General features: G+C 57.5%; 15 protein-coding genes. 8 read left to right on the forward strand and 7 right to left on the reverse strand.

The genetic code is table 11. The features are described 5' to 3' along the window. Positions 1 to 47 precede the first annotated feature (47 nt). The 5 genes from IPI58_02925 (at position 48) to rlmB (ending at position 4,264) form a co-directional block, all read left to right on the forward strand. Positions 48 to 737, forward strand: a complete 690-nt coding sequence (locus tag IPI58_02925) for a hypothetical protein (GenBank protein ID QQR69631.1) — start codon at positions 48 to 50, stop codon at positions 735 to 737. Between the two features lie 379 nt (positions 738 to 1,116). Further along, on the forward strand, positions 1,117 to 2,538 hold the full coding sequence (glnA, locus tag IPI58_02930; protein QQR69632.1) for a type I glutamate--ammonia ligase: 1,422 nt from the start codon (positions 1,117 to 1,119) through the stop codon (positions 2,536 to 2,538). A gap of 34 nt (positions 2,539 to 2,572) precedes the next feature. Then, positions 2,573 to 3,037 carry a single-stranded DNA-binding protein gene (ssb, locus tag IPI58_02935; GenBank protein ID QQR69633.1) on the forward strand — a complete coding sequence of 155 codons (465 nt, stop codon included), beginning with the start codon at positions 2,573 to 2,575 and terminating at the stop codon, positions 3,035 to 3,037. Positions 3,038 to 3,186: 149 nt separating this feature from the next. Then, entirely contained in the window at positions 3,187 to 3,474 is a 288-nt protein-coding gene (locus IPI58_02940) for a hypothetical protein (protein ID QQR70020.1), read from the forward strand. Beyond that, positions 3,419 to 4,264: a 23S rRNA (guanosine(2251)-2'-O)-methyltransferase RlmB gene (gene rlmB, locus IPI58_02945; GenBank protein QQR69634.1), complete on the forward strand. Its 846-nt coding sequence runs from the start codon at positions 3,419 to 3,421 to the stop codon at positions 4,262 to 4,264. The genes IPI58_02940 and rlmB overlap by 56 nt, the downstream gene beginning before the upstream one ends. A gap of 311 nt (positions 4,265 to 4,575) precedes the next feature. Here rlmB and IPI58_02950 read toward each other — a convergent pair whose 3' ends face one another. Continuing rightward, a complete protein-coding gene (locus tag IPI58_02950) occupies positions 4,576 to 5,259 on the reverse strand; it encodes a GNAT family N-acetyltransferase (protein QQR69635.1) in 684 nt (227 codons plus the stop codon). A gap of 360 nt (positions 5,260 to 5,619) precedes the next feature. On the opposite strand from IPI58_02950, the gene IPI58_02955 reads away from it, so the two are divergent. Next, positions 5,620 to 6,375 (forward strand): substrate-binding domain-containing protein, encoded by a 756-nt coding sequence (locus tag IPI58_02955; GenBank protein ID QQR69636.1) that lies wholly within the window; start codon positions 5,620 to 5,622, stop codon positions 6,373 to 6,375. Positions 6,376 to 6,444: 69 nt separating this feature from the next. Beyond that, positions 6,445 to 8,133 (forward strand): MCP four helix bundle domain-containing protein, encoded by a 1,689-nt coding sequence (locus IPI58_02960; GenBank protein QQR69637.1) that lies wholly within the window; start codon positions 6,445 to 6,447, stop codon positions 8,131 to 8,133. Positions 8,134 to 8,210: 77 nt separating this feature from the next. Here IPI58_02960 and rpsA read toward each other — a convergent pair whose 3' ends face one another. From rpsA to tsaB, 6 genes are all read right to left on the reverse strand, one after another. Next, a complete protein-coding gene (rpsA, locus tag IPI58_02965; protein ID QQR69638.1) occupies positions 8,211 to 9,998 on the reverse strand; it encodes a 30S ribosomal protein S1 in 1,788 nt (595 codons plus the stop codon). A gap of 167 nt (positions 9,999 to 10,165) precedes the next feature. Further along, positions 10,166 to 10,831 (reverse strand): (d)CMP kinase, encoded by a 666-nt coding sequence (locus IPI58_02970; protein ID QQR70021.1) that lies wholly within the window; start codon positions 10,829 to 10,831, stop codon positions 10,166 to 10,168. A 22-nt stretch (positions 10,832 to 10,853) separates the two neighbouring features. Next, positions 10,854 to 11,765 (reverse strand): DUF1189 family protein, encoded by a 912-nt coding sequence (locus IPI58_02975; protein QQR69639.1) that lies wholly within the window; start codon positions 11,763 to 11,765, stop codon positions 10,854 to 10,856. 19 nt (positions 11,766 to 11,784) lie between these two features. Continuing rightward, on the reverse strand, positions 11,785 to 13,053 hold the full coding sequence (gene fabF, locus IPI58_02980) for a beta-ketoacyl-ACP synthase II (GenBank protein ID QQR70022.1): 1,269 nt from the start codon (positions 13,051 to 13,053) through the stop codon (positions 11,785 to 11,787). A gap of 219 nt (positions 13,054 to 13,272) precedes the next feature. Continuing rightward, the gene (locus tag IPI58_02985; protein QQR69640.1) at positions 13,273 to 13,515 is read right to left on the reverse strand and encodes an acyl carrier protein; all 243 of its coding nucleotides are present in this window, start codon (positions 13,513 to 13,515) and stop codon (positions 13,273 to 13,275) included. Between the two features lie 145 nt (positions 13,516 to 13,660). Then, positions 13,661 to 14,344 carry a tRNA (adenosine(37)-N6)-threonylcarbamoyltransferase complex dimerization subunit type 1 TsaB gene (gene tsaB, locus IPI58_02990; protein ID QQR69641.1) on the reverse strand — a complete coding sequence of 228 codons (684 nt, stop codon included), beginning with the start codon at positions 14,342 to 14,344 and terminating at the stop codon, positions 13,661 to 13,663. Positions 14,345 to 14,475: 131 nt separating this feature from the next. On the opposite strand from tsaB, the gene IPI58_02995 reads away from it, so the two are divergent. Then, complete coding sequence (locus IPI58_02995; GenBank protein QQR69642.1) at positions 14,476 to 15,039, forward strand: LemA family protein; 564 nt, start codon at positions 14,476 to 14,478, stop codon at positions 15,037 to 15,039. The last annotated feature ends 12 nt before the right edge of the window (positions 15,040 to 15,051 follow it).

The raw sequence follows: 15,051 nt of genomic DNA on the forward strand, positions 1-15,051 counted from the left end.
GAAACGGGGGCGCGTTTCGGTAGAACATGTCAAAGGCCACAAACAGCATGAGGCAAACCAATCAGCGCGGCATAGCCATCGGGCCGATCCTGGCCGTGGTCGCGATCTTGGCTGTCTTGGCCTCTGCCATTGCGGCGGGAAGTGGGAGCTTCAATAGTGATACCTCCGCCGTCAAAGCCAAAGCACAGGCAACGGCCATTCTCGAACAGGCCCATGAAGTAAAACTTGGCGTGGATAGAGTGATTGCTAAGGGCTGCACAAATACGGAAATCAGCTTTGAAAACCCTATGGTCAGCGGCTATACAAATTCAAATGCGCCATCCGATAAATCCTGCCATGTCTTTGATGTCAATGGTGGCGGGATTGTTTGGAAATCATCTCCACCCAATATAGGCGGCAGGTATAATAATGAGGGATATTTTTATACTGGGCATTATAATATTACAGGAACAGCTGGGGGCCATTCACATCAGGATTTAATAATGTTTCTTATAAATATTCCTGCCGATGTTTGTGGAGAGATTAACAAAATTCTTTTTTCGAGTTCATCCATAGCCCCATTTCCATGGGGATATACAAGCTTTCTTGAAATTAGGAAATTTGGTTTATACTGGTTAGGTTTTGGTGGATCGTCTAAATACCCATTTTTGCAATGCCTCCTCTCGCCCAGCGTTACATACGAGTCTTCAACGGAAATAAATCAGTATCATTTCTATAATGTTCTAATTAGTAATTAGCTTTATGGCGCCATCTCACGGGCAGAACCCTTTCCTATGGCATCGCTGTTTGTCGCGTCTGCCAGCCACTCGTTGTCCTGCCGAACTGTCTTTTGACTTTCCCGTTTCAACGGGGCGTGGATGGCCTGAAAGGGTCTGAATCGCAGAATCTTTTCTGGAATCCCGCACCTTCGGCCAGGACAGGTGATGAACTCCCGCCTGCGCGGGAGTGACGCATGAAGAGAGGGATGCTCACAACAGCGCATGCCGCATTCATATAAAAACCGCCATCTCAACTTAGTCATGCTCGCGCAGCGATATTAACTGCAGGCCATTGAACTGCAAAGTGGGCTGTGGGATAACGGCGGCTGGTTATCACATCCAGCGTCAGGAGTGCCCTATGCCTCATGCCAAGGCCGATCTTGCTAAAGTTCGGGAATGGATTAAGGAATATGACGTGCGCGGGATCGATTTGCGCTTTGCCGATCTGCGCGGCAAGGAACAGCATACGACCCAGCATATCAGCACCATGACGGATGAGGCCTTTGCCGAGGGCATAGGCTTTGATGGCTCGTCCATCGCCGGATGGAAATGCATCAGCGAGTCCGACATGCTGCTGATCCCCGACCCGTCCACGGCGGCGCTCGACCCCTTTACGGCCGAGCCGACCTTGATGATGTATTGCACGGTGCATGACCCGCAAACCGGCAAACCCTATCACCGTGATCCGCGTTCGGTGGCTCAGGCGGCCCAGGCTTATATGATGGCCAGCGGCATTGCGGATACCGCCTATTTCGGGCCGGAGGCCGAGTTTTTCGTCTTTGACGATGTGCGCTTTGAGACCGACATGAATCGGGCCTTTTACGCGGTGGACTCCCAAGAAGGCCCCTATGTCACCGCCAAGGACTACCCGGAAGGCAATATGGGGCATCGTCCGCGCTTGAAGGGCGGCTATTTTCCCGTGCCGCCGGTGGATTCGGGCCAGGATTTGCGCGCCGAGATGCTCTCGACCATGGAGGCCATGGGCATCGAGGTGGAAAAGCATCATCACGAGGTCGCGCCCTCTCAGCATGAATTGGGCGTGCGCTTTGCGCCCTTATGCCAGATTGCCGATGTGGTGCAGCGGTATAAATATGTCGTTCATAACGTCGCGCATTCCTATGGCAAAACGGCGACCTTCATGCCCAAGCCGATCTTTGGCGATAACGGCTCGGGCATGCATTGCCATCAATCCTTGTGGAAGGACGGCAAACCGCTTTTCGCGGGCGATAGCTATGCCGGATTGTCCGAGACGGCGTTGTTTTATATCGGTGGCATCATCCATCACGCGCGCGCCCTCAATGCCCTGACCAACCCCACCACCAACAGCTACAAGCGGTTGGTGCCCGGGTTCGAGGCCCCGGTTCTATTGGCCTATTCGGCGCGCAACCGTTCGGCCTCTTGCCGCATTCCTCATGCCAACAGTCCCGGCGGGCGGCGTGTGGAAGTGCGCTTTCCCGATCCTGCAGCCAATCCTTATTTGGCGTTCTCGGCCATGCTGATGGCAGGTCTGGACGGCATCCAAAGGCGGTTGCATCCGGGCGCGGCGATGGATCGCAACCTCTATGAATTGCCGCCCGAGGAATTGCGCAAGGTGCCCACGGTGTGCGGTTCGCTGCGTCAAGCCCTTGAGGCGCTGGAGGCGGACCATGAATTCCTGCTGAAGGGCGACGTGTTCAGCCACGACATGCTGGACGCCTATATGGAACTGAAGTACGAGGAAGTGACGGCTTTGGAGATGGCGCCGCATCCGATCGAATACAAGATGTATTACAGCGTGTGACAAACGGCCCGGCACGGGCAAAGGGGAAGAAAACATGGCAGGTAGCGTCAACAAGGTGATCCTGGTCGGCAATCTGGGCGCGGATCCCGAGATCAAGTCGTTCCAAAACGGGGGTCGGGTGGCCAATTTGCGCCTGGCGACAGGCGAATCCTGGAAGGACAAGACCACGGGCGAGCGCAAGGAGCGTACCGAATGGCACCGCGTGGTGATCTCGAACGAGGCCTTGATCGGCGTGGTGGAAAAATACGCCCGCAAGGGATCGAAACTGTATCTGGAAGGCCAGATCGAAACCCGAAAATGGACGGACAAAGACGGTCAAGAACGCTATGCGACCGAGGTCGTGCTGCGTCCTTTCCGTGGCGAGCTGACCTTGCTTGATCGCGCCGAAGGCGGTGGTGGCGCGGGGGCGTCGCGTGGTAGTTATGAGGATGCCGGGCGTCCGGGACCGGCCGCACCCAGCGCCCCATCTGCCGATATGGACGACGAAATTCCCTTTTGAAACGTCTTTTTTCGGCAACATGCATCTATTGCGTCAACAAGTCTCGTTGACCGGACGGTGCAAAGGGGTGTAGGTCTGCGGTGACCCCGCTGTGGGGGAGTGCCCTGCTCTGTACGACAGGGGAATTCACTTTTATTGGAGAGTCGATGATGGCCAAGAATGAGGAAAGCGGATCCGAAGCCCTGTTCGATAAGGCTTTGGCTCTTGCCGAGTCCACCCTGGACAAGGCGGCGAGCGACGCCGGCGAGATCGGTGATTATCTGACCCTGGCCATGATCGAAGCGGCGGTTAATCGCGCCGTGGATATTGCTGGCCCTGAGGATATTGCCGATATGCTGCGCGATCTGGCCGAGCAGATCGAAAACGGCGAAATGGACGAAGATGAAGAAGACGACGACTCGGACGAAGAAGACGAAGACGAACCGGGCAACAACTAGGCCATCGGTTGATTCTTCGGGCGAGCGTGAAAACCATTCGCGCTCGCCCGTTTCTTCATATTGGCTGTATGGACGGCACGCCGTCGCGGCGGCTTGGGCCAATCCGGCGCGGCTTTGTTTGCGCTTGGTGGGCAGCGAAGAGGCTTTGCGTGACTTTACGCAAGGCGCGAAGCGCGGCAAGGATGTATCCGTTTCGCGTCCTGTGCCCCAAACGATGCAGCGGGCCGATTTGGATCGCCTGTTGCCGCCCGGCTCGGTGCATCAGGGCCTAGCCGTTCAAGTCAAGCCGTTGGAAATCGACACGGACGAAGACGCGCCCGAAGGTGCGCGGTTGATTCTGGTCTTGGACCAGATCACCGATCCCCACAATGTGGGGGCCATCTTGCGTTCGGCGGCGGCCTTTGGCGTGGATGTGGTGATGATGACCGCGCACCATATGCCCCATGAAACCGGCGTCATGGCCAAAACGGCTTGCGGCGCGATGGACATCGTGCGCCTGCAGCGCGTGGTGAATCTGGCCCGCACTTTGGATAAGCTGCGCGACCAAGGTTATTATTGCGTTGGTCTGTCCGAACATGCCGAAAAAAATCTGGGCCAAATGGATTTAAGCGGCCAGAAGATCGCCTTGGTCCTGGGCGCGGAAGGTCAGGGCCTGCGTCGCCTGACCATGGAAAGATGCGATGCCTTGGCGCGCCTGCCAACCGGCGGCGCTCTCGGATCCCTCAACGTTTCGAACGCCGCCGCCATCGCGCTGTACGAGGTGGCACGGCAGCGTGTGGTCCCGGCTTAGGGCTTTTCTTGTGCCGCTTGACCGCGCCACCCATCTCCCTACGCCGAACCTTCTTTCCCCCACGCCCACCAAAATCCGCGTTGTTAAAATTTTCCCTAACTGGCGGTGTCCACGGCGACTTGGCCCTTACGCAATCCCAGACTGGAGCCACCTGATATTTATAACCAGTTATCAACCATCAACGTTTTAAACGCACTCGGCCGAACTCACCAGGCCGGCACTCTGTCCCTGTGAGGGTGATTGAATCAGATAGCGGCTTAGATATCCCCGGGTCAGCAACTACAAACGTTTTTACGGGCAAGAGGCCGGTCTCATACGCCTAGATCCATCTGATTCCTGAGGTCAAGCCTCATAGCCACACGAGGCTGTATCTCCACCCCGCTCGTCTGCTCATGGGCACGAATGTTCTGCAGTGTCGGCCAGTTATGATCCGGTATAAATTCATGAAAACCAAGTTTCGTATAGAAAGCCGCGTTGAACGGCAAATCACGAAACGTCGTCAAGGCGAGATACCGGAAACTGGCGGATTGCGCCCATGTCATAACGCACTCTACGAGTCTTCGGCCCACACCTTGCCCGGCGAACAAGCGCTTGACTGAGACTTCTTTAAGATAGCCCTGCCCATCCATGGCGATGCCAACCGCAAAACCAATATGCTCTGAACCACGGAGGGCGACGAAAACAGCAGATTTCTGTGGCAAGTTCCGATAATAATCGGCAGGCATCGGCTCCATGGAGGCAATCGACGGCAATCCGAACTCATGGAACAATCTCCCGGCATCGGCTTCGATAGCCGGCAGGCAATCATAGTCGCGATCCGAAGCAAGGCGAATGGATATCATCCGGTGTGGTCTCTGGCAGAATGTCCCATCTTGTAGGAAATGACTTGTACTCTTATCACGCCATACCTGAAAGAACATCCACGTTAAGCGCAACATGATAACCGAAAAATAGCTTCCTACACCGCTGGATCCTGAGCTTTTGTACGCCAGCATCAAGGTCCGTCTGCCTTTCTACACGGAAGTTCTCGGTTTCTGCATTCAGTACCAACGTAAGAAACGGGGTCGCGCGTGGCGAACAAGAAGATGGGGCTGCGGATGAGGCACTACGTCAAATTCTGAACGCTACCGCCATCGCGCTGTACGAGGTGGCACGGCAGCGTTAGAACTTTCCCTAACTGCGGTGTCCACGGCGATCTGTCCCTTACACAATCCTAGACTGTAACCACCTGACATTTAACCAGTTATCAACCATCAACGTTTTAAACTCACTCGGCTGAACTCACCAGGCCGCCGTTTAGTCCGGGAACCTGGAGATAACCTCACGCTCAGCAATACAGAACGAAAGGGAAACCCATGTCTATCTTCACTCGATCCCTACCATTGGCCGCGGCATTGTTGTTAGCGACCAGCTTTCCCGCGTTTGCCGAGACCGTATCCCTGCACGGCTCGACGACCGTGGCAGCGACTGTCATCACGCCGCAGAAAGCCGAGATCGAAAAAGCCGCCGGAGTTACTCTGGAGGTGATTGCCAATGGTTCGGGCCGTGGGGTCGCCGACCTTCTGGACAAGAAGGCCGACATGGCCATGATTTCAGCCCCTTTGAACGAAGTGGTGGACTCCCTTAAGGCCAAGACTCCGTCCCTCGACACGACGGCGCTGCAAGCGCATCAGATTGGAGAGGCACGCGTGGCCTTCGTCGTGCATCCGTCCAATGCCGTAAAGAAACTGACCCGCGCCCAACTGACACAAGTTCTAAGCGGCAAGGCCAAAAACTGGAAAGAATTAGGCGGTGCCGATCAACCTATCACCGTTGTCGTTGAATCCAAGGGTGGCGGGCTACGCACCGTGGTCGAACATGCCCTGCTCGACAAGCAAGACATCGCTGGCGATAAGCGCGAAGTTCCTAACTCGCCACAAGTCGTCAAGGTCGTCGCCCAGCTGGCTGGCGGCCTGGGCATTGCGCCCAGCTCGGCCATCGGGGACGCTTCCATGAAGGTAGAGATCGACTCGCCCGTCGTTCAACCGCTGATTCTGGTTACCAACGGCGCGCCAACGCCGGTGGCAGTCAAAATACTCGCCGCCGCCACAGAGGCCGCCAAGAGCAAGTAACGCTCTCTCGGACAAGCGCGGGAAATGTATTAGATACATCCCGCGCTTGTTCCGTCATCAAGGAAGACCATGCTTTTTCTCAATCGCTTCAAAATAGCTACAAAGCTTTATACTGTCGTCGCCTTAGCCTGCGTGGCCTTGTTTGCCGTGGCTGGCGCGGTGCGTTTGGGCGCAAGCCATATGGCAGAAGGAGCCGCCGTTTTATACGGGGTGGCCGTGCCCGGACTTGACCAAGTCGCGCGGCTTAGTCTTCTTTTCGAGCGCCAACGCGGCTTAGCAACCCGTGTTCCTGCCGAAATGGACCTGAAGATCCAAGAGCAATTCCGTCATGAATTCAAGGAAAAGATCGCCGATATTCGCGCCTTGATCCAAGAAATGGCCGGTACGACACATGAATCCGGGAAAAAAGCGATCCTCGATGATGTCACGACTCAGATTAGGGCGCTTGAAGGAGGAGGGGAAAAAGTATTCAACCTGGCGGCCAATTTCGCTCAGGATCAGGCAGCGGCAGCCCTGAAAGAAGATTTCTTGCCCGTCATGAGCCGCATCGACAAGGACGTGCAAGACCTATTTCAGGCAGACCGCGACCTAGTCCAGCACACGACACACAATCTGCAGCAGACCCATGCCTTCTTGAACAAGCTTGTCGTGTGGGTCACGGGTGCCGCGATGATCCTGCTGGCTGCTGCCGCTGCGGTCCTAGTCGCCAACGTCACAAGACGCCTCCGCACCCTTACGGCAACGATGACGGCCATAGCTGGCGGAAATCTGGAGATTTCAGTGCCCTCCCAAAAGGATGGAGATGAGATTGGGGCCATGGCGCGCGCCCTTGACATCTTCAAAACCAATGCCCTTGAAACCCGATGCCTAAACGAAGAACGTGCAGCCGCCCAAAAGGCCGAACTCGCACGAGCTAACCTCGTGCAAAACGCCAGCAGTGCGTTCGAAGCATCGGCGACGGGAATCGTGGAATCGGTCAAAGCTGCTGCGACGCAAACAAAAAGCACGGCTCACGATCTGGCCGGAATGTCGTCTTCGGTAACACAACGCGCCGAGGCCACCGCCCGGGCAGCCGATGAGGCCGCGCATAACGTGGATGCGGTGGCGGCTTCGGTCGAAGAATTGACGGCTTCGCTGGGAGAGATCAAGAACTATGTAGGCAGGTCGTCTCTAATCGTTGAACGCGCAGCGGAACAGTCGCGACAGGGACAGCAAAAAGTCAAGAATCTAACTGAAACCGCCACACATATTGGCGATGTGATCAATATCATCAGTGCCATCGCCGAACAGACCAATCTTTTGGCCCTTAACGCCACGATCGAAGCGGCGCGTGCGGGAGAGGCCGGCAAAGGGTTTGCCGTAGTCGCGACAGAAGTCAAATCTCTGGCCGCCCAGACCTCGCAGGCTACCGAAGACATCGCCAGGCAGATCGGCGCGATGCAGGTCGTAGCCAACGACACCGCCGAAGTCATCGCTGTCATCGGCACCGTCATCGGGGAGATCGAAAAGGTCGCCCAATCCATCAGTGGTGCCGTCGAACAGCAACAGACCGCCACAATCGAGATTGGCCGCAACGCCTGCTCGGCGGCCTCGGAAACCAAACGCGCCGCTCAGAACGTAGCAGGCGTTCTTCAGGAGTCTCTTTCCAGCTCCAAAGCAGCCGAACACTTGCTTGGAGTTTCTGAGGCTCTATCGAAAGAATCGGGCGTCATGTACGACACCATCGGTGGATTTCTTACCCAACTACGTGCGCAATAGCCCAAAAAGCAACCGCCCGGCCCTGTTTCCAGGTGCCGGGCGGCTTTTTATGACGCAAAGGTCAATTGTCGAGGCTTTTATTCCTCGTCCTTGTCTTCCTTTTCTGAACGATTGCGGATGGCCTTGCCCAGAATGTCGCCCAGGCTGGCTCCGCTGTCGGACGAGCCGTATTCGGCCATCGCCTTCTTGTCCTCGTCCATTTCGCGGGCCTTGATCGACAGGGTCACGCGCCGTGCGGAGCGTTCAACCTGCGTGACCTTGGCATCGACCTTTTCCCCAACGGCGAAACGGTCCGGACGCTGCTCGGAACGCTCCTTGGACAAATCGGCGCGGCGGATAAAGCCGGTGAAACCGCCCTCTCCCGCCTCGTTCGCGCCCAGCGGCTTGCCCTGAGCATCCAAGATCACGACCTCGAGGCCGTTTTCCGTGACGCTGGATATCTGGCACGTGACGATCTCGTTCTTGCGGACGCCATCGGCGACGGCAGAGAACGGATCGGCCGAGAGCTGCTTGATGCCAAGGCTGATGCGCTCTTTCTCCACGTCCACATCCAGGATCTTGACCTTGACGGTCTCGCCCTTGGTGTAGCCGGCAATGGCCTCTTCGCCCGATTTGTCCCAAGACAGATCCGACAAATGCACCATACCGTCGATCTCGCCCGGCATGCCCACGAACAGACCGAATTCGGTGATGTTGCGGATTTCGCCTTCCAGCTCGGTGCCGATGGTGTGGTTGTCGCGGAACGCGATCCACGGATTGTCCAAGCACTGCTTGAAGCCCAAGCTGATACGGCGCTTAGTGGGATCGACATCCAGCACCATCACATCCACTTCCTGGCTGGTCGAGACGATCTTGCCGGGATGGATGTTCTTCTTGGTCCAAGACATTTCCGAGACATGCACCAGGCCTTCGATGCCCGGCTCCAATTCGACGAACGCGCCGTAATCGGTGATGTTGGTCACGCGGCCCTTCAGGCGCGTATTCAGCGCATAACGCGCCTGCACGCCTTCCCACGGATCCGCCTGCAACTGCTTCATGCCTAGGCTGATGCGCTGACGCTCGGCGTCAAAGCGAATGACCTGCACTGTGACCTGCTGGCCAATCTGCAACGCTTCCGACGGGTGATTGACGCGACGCCATGCAATGTCGGTGACATGCAGCAAGCCGTCCACGCCGCCCAAATCGACGAACGCGCCATAATCGGTGATGTTCTTGACCACGCCTTGCAGAATCTGACCTTCGCGCATGGTCGAGACCAATTCCGTGCGGGCCTCGGCGCGGCTTTCCTCCAACACGGCGCGGCGCGAGACGACGATATTGCCGCGCGCGCGGTCCATCTTGAGAATCTGGAAGGGCTGCGGCGTGCCCAGCAAGGGCGAGACGTCCTTGACGGGGCGGATATCGACCTGGCTGCCCGGCAAGAACGCGATGGCGCCGGAAATGTCCACGGTAAAGCCGCCCTTGACGCGGCCCGAGATGATGCCGCTGACGCGCTTTTGTTCGCGGTAGGCGACATCAAGCTGAACCCAGGCTTCTTCGCGCTTGGCCTTTTCGCGCGAGAGCATGGCCTCGCCATTCTTATTTTCCATGCGCTCTAGAAAAACTTCGACCGTATCGCCGACCTTCAATTCGGCTGGCTGGTTGCCGACGGCGAATTCACGCAGCGGCACGCGGCCTTCGGATTTCAGGCCGACATCAATCACGGCGCAATCATCGGTGATAGATGTAATGATCCCCTTGATGACGCTGCCTTCCAGGCCTTTTTCCCCGCCGGGCGCGTTTTCAAGCAGCGCAGCGAAGCTTTCCATGGAAGATGACGGGGGAGCGGAAGAACGAGCGGCAGTCACCGCAGTGGCACGAGTCATGGATGATTTCTCTCAAAAAGGCCGTTTAGCGGGAATCCACATGCGGCCTTGATTGTGCTGTCCTCTCCCACCTGCCGGGCGGGGACATGGATGAAAGGGACGATGGCAAGTATCGTCTTTTGGTCATGCCGGATACGAGAAAGCGCATAAGGCGGCAAGTGGCATCGTTACACACCCATATCCGGAAGTTTTTTACGGATGACGGCCAAGGCCGCGTCCAAAACCTCAGGAACGGACATATCGCTGGTGTCCAACATCACCGCATCATCCGCCGGACGCAAACGACCGATTGGCGACGTGCTGTCGCGCAAATCGCGTGCGTTCAAATCCCGCATGACATCGCTTTCTATAGCCTCAATCCCGCGTTGCCGCAACGCTTGTAACACGCGCGCCGTGCGTATCTCGATACGGGCGGTCACGAATAACTTAACGGGGGCTTCCGGGCACACTTCAGTGCCGATATCCCGTCCGTCCAGCGTCGCGCCCGGGAAACCCGCCGGCGGATGCAGGGCGAATTGCCGCTGAAAGCTACGCAGGATCGAGCGAACCTCTTCAAAACGCGCGACTTTCGACGCACCATCGGATACGGGCGGCGTGCGCAAATCGCCTTCGCTTTCGCGCATCAAGGCAAAATAGGATTCAGGCGTAAACCCCTTCGCGGCGGCGGCGGCGGCAAGCCGGTCATCCGGGGTTTGGCCTGCCTTTAGCACCGCCAGTGCCACGGCGCGATAGGTGCTTCCCGTATCCAAATAGGCCCAGCCCATGGCCTGGCCCAAATTCTTACCCAAAGTGCCCTTACCGGCAGCGGCAAAGCCGTCAATGGCGACGACCAAGGGAAACGAAGCGGCCACGCGGTTAACCCTGCCCAGGCGCTTGCCGCAGCTGGCGCAGCATGCCGTATAGGTACAAGCCTGTCACCAGGGCAAAGATAGGAAAGCTTCCGAATTGCGCGGCTTGGGCGGGATCCAAGGTGAAAGCGGCAACCGATTGGACCACCGCTTCAAGAATAGTGGCGGGAGCCAAGGCCACCACGGCCAGACGCCACAGGGCTTGATTGCCCAATTCCATCCGCATCATACGGATCATCACAACACCCACCAACATGAACAGCAAGGCCAGAATGGGCAGCTTGATCGCACCGCCCAGGAACAGGAACAACGGCAAGATCGCCGCCAATATCCAGAAAATAACGACGTTGATAAACGCATCAATCTGATCGCGGGTCAGGGTGTAGGTGGTCGGCTGCAACCCCTCGCTTTGATCGGCGGACTTCACCTTGTCTTGCTTGAGCATTTCATTGAAACGTATCACGCGATCAGTGGCATTATTGGTCTGACGCGCATAGATGCCGTCGCGCACCACATAGATCATCGCTTTGCGTTCTCGAAGCTTCTCTTGGATGCTTTGCAGCGTCTCGCCCACATCCATCAGGATCACAGTCTCGCCCTTCGAATCCAATGGAGTGGAAGATCTTATATCTCCATCAGGAACCTTGATCTCCGTCGGTTGCGGCAGAGAGCTGCTGAGATTCCCATCAGGGTCCAATGTCATGGTGAATTGCGAAGGTAGCTGATCGAGAATCAGGCTGGTAGCCTGCCGACCAACGCCCTGCCACATGGCAAAGCCCGAAGCGGTCGAAATCGCCGTCGCCAGCAGGCACAGCAACACCATGAAGCCAATGGCCGCGCCGCGCCAACGCAACGCCACATCGCTCCATAGTTCCTTATCATAAAAGCAACGGTACAGGGCGGTGATGGCGGTCAGCATGGCGAACCTCTGTGTGGGGTTAATCCTGAAGTTTGCGGAAGATCAGGCAGGCATTGGTGCCGCCAAAGCCGAAGGAATTCGACAAGGCAATCTGAACCGGATGCGCGCGGGCCTTGTGCGGAACCAGATCAAACGTCTCGCACACGGGCGAGGGGCGATCCAAGTTCAAGGTAGGCGGCACGACGCCCGTGACGATCGACATGATGCCAAAAATCGACTCCACAGCCCCCGCCGCGCCCAACAAATGGCCGATGGCGGATTTGGTAGAGGAAATGGGAATGCGCCGCGCGTCTTGGCCAAAGACTTTGCCGATGGCGTTCAGCTCAATCTCATCCCCCATGGGGGTGGAGGTGCCGTGCGCATTGATATAGTCCACCTGGCCCGGCTCGATCCGCGCACGTTTGAGAGCGGCGGTCAAAGCGCGCCGCGCGCCTTCGCCGTTTTCCTCGGGCGCCGTCATATGATACGCATCGCCGGACATGCCATAGCCGATCAACTCGGCATATATACGCGCCCCGCGCGCGCGGGCATGTTCCAACTCTTCCAGCACCAAGACGCCCGCGCCCTCGCCCATGACAAAGCCGTCACGGTCTTCGTCCCATGGGCGCGAGGCTTTTTGCGGCGCATCGTTAAAATGCGTGGACAAAGCGCGCAAGGCGCAAAAACCCGCGATCCCGATCCGACAGATGGCCGCTTCCGCGCCGCCTGCCAACATCATCTCGGCATCGCCAAGGGCAATGATCCGCGCGGCGTCGCCGATGGCATGCGCGCCCGTGGCGCAGGCGGTGACGACCGAGTGATTGGGGCCGCGCAATTGGTGCCGAATGGAGACCTGCCCCGAAGCCAAATTGATAAGGCATGACGGAATAAAGAACGGCGAGACCTTCTTCACCCCGCGCTCGGCAAGCAGGACCGAAGTTTGATAAATATTATCAAGGCCGCCGATGCCCGAACCGATCATGACACCGATGCGTTCCCGTTCCTCCTCGGAAGAGGGAGTCCAGCCGCAATCACGCAAGGCCTCATCGGAAGCGGCCAGCGCAAAATGGATAAAGCGCGCCATCTTGCGCTGATCCTTGGGCGGCAAGACGGAATCGAGGTCCAACAGACCCGGTCCCTGGCCTTCGGGCACCTGGCCCGCGACCTTATTGGGCATGTCCTCGTCCAACGGGAACAGAGTGATAGGACCGATACCCGACTCAGACGCCGTCAAACGCCGCCAGTTCTCGGCCACGCTATCACCCAAAGGTGCCACCATGCCCATGCCGGTGATCACCACACGCCGCAGTTCTGTCATGATTCACCGCCCCTCGCGCCAAGCTTTTGCGCAAGATAAACGCCCCATAAGTTCTGTTTCATCGAAGTTCGCATCTTCCGCCCGATCACCGATAAAATCGGCCTGATCGCGGTGCAGCCTCTTTGCCACCCCACAGCCATAAGGCATAAGGGCAACAAGTGGACAGGCAGGCGATTGGCCTTACCTGTCCCTTGGAAAAGGCCAAGCGCCTTAGAGCGACTCTTTCTTGGAGCTGATATAATCAACGGCATCCTTGATGGTGGCGATCTTTTCGGCGGCATCGTCGGGGATTTCGATTCCGAATTCCTCTTCGAATGCCATGACCAGCTCGACAGTGTCCAGGCTGTCCGCCCCCAGATCATCGATAAAGCTGGCATTTTCAGCCACTTTAGACTCTTCGACGCCCAGGTGTTCGATGACGATCTGTTTGACGCGCTCGCTGATATCGCTCATGACAAGGCCAACCTTCCTTATTGGTGACACAACTCCCGTTCTCCGGGACGTTTCCCGTTCGCCGGGATGTTCCCGCTTTTTGGGGCACGGGCGGGGACAGTACACCATCCCGGCCCCGCCGCTCAAGCGGGGAAAGCACCCCTTCTTAGGCGAACTGGCCGCACAAGTCCAGAGGCTCGTTGCCGCCGTTATTTACCACGTTGCGGGGGCGGGATATGTCGGGCGGGCGCATATACACAGGTAAAGGTTTGGCCGCAGCATCCTCCGGATCTGCCATATCCCAGGCCAAACGCGCGGCGGCGACCACGATCGGCTCGGAAGGCGCGGGACAAAGGCGCTCGTCAACCAGGCCTGTCAAACGCTCACTGGCATCTCCTGCCACACGATGCGCAGTGCCTTGAAGGCGCAAGACAAGCTCTTCGGGCGCGGACAGGAACGGTTCATCCTGATGATTTATCTGAACAAAAAGCTCATCCCGGCGGGAATCAAGAACCACGACCAAGGACGGAACATCCGGCAAGGCCGCGCGCCAAGCCGCGAAACTGCAAATACCCAGAACAGGGCAGCCAAAGGGCAAGGCCAAACCACGCGCCAGGGCGATCCCCACGCGCAACCCCGTAAAGCTGCCCGGCCCCACGGTGACGGCCACGCGCCCGATATCGGCCATCGACAAGCCCTGCTGGGCCAATAAATCGGCCACCATAGGCACCAGGATGCGGGCTTGATCGTGCCGGGCTTCCCGCACGCATGCCGACACTTGCCCCGGCGATCGCATCACCGCCACGCCACAAGTCGCACCCGCGCTATCCACAGCCAAAAGAGGTCTCATGCCCCGCAGACAAGCAAGTCCATACCGTTCACGCAAGCTTTTCGTAAAATGATCGGTTTAGATTGACGAAAGATTGCCGCGCACATAGCCTTATGAATCACGGCACAAACCCTGATCAAGGAGTTCGGCGCATGGATATTTCCGTCATTCTGTTGGGCGTCGTTGTCGCCATTCTTCTGATCGGCGTGGTGATCTATAATCGCCTTGTCGCGCTGCGCCAGAACACGCGCAACGCCTTGGCCGATATCGACGTGCAGCTTAAGCTGCGTTTGGACCTGGTGCCCAATCTGGTGGAAACGGTCAAAGGCTATGCCGCGCATGAAAGCGACGTGCTGGGCAAAGTGACCGAGGCGCGCGCCAGCGCGATGCGCGGCGGCAGTCTGGCCGAGCGGACCACGGCGGAGAACGCCTTGTCCGGCGCGCTGATGAATCTGATGGCCGTGGCCGAGAATTATCCGCAATTGCGCGCGAACGAGAATTTCATGTCCTTGCAAACCGAGCTGGCCGATATCGAAAACAAGATCGCGGCGGCAAGGCGCTTCTACAACGGCGCAGTGAACGAATACAATACAGGGATCGAGCAATTCCCCGCCGTCTTGTTGGCGCATAAATTCGGCTTTGACGCCACCACCATGTGGGAAGTGCCCGAAGGCGAAAAGCAAGCCGTGCAGCAAGCGCCCAAAGTCTCCTTCTAGGATCCGTGGCCC

Source organism: Alphaproteobacteria bacterium, assembly GCA_016699305.1.
Classification (GTDB): Bacteria; Pseudomonadota; Alphaproteobacteria.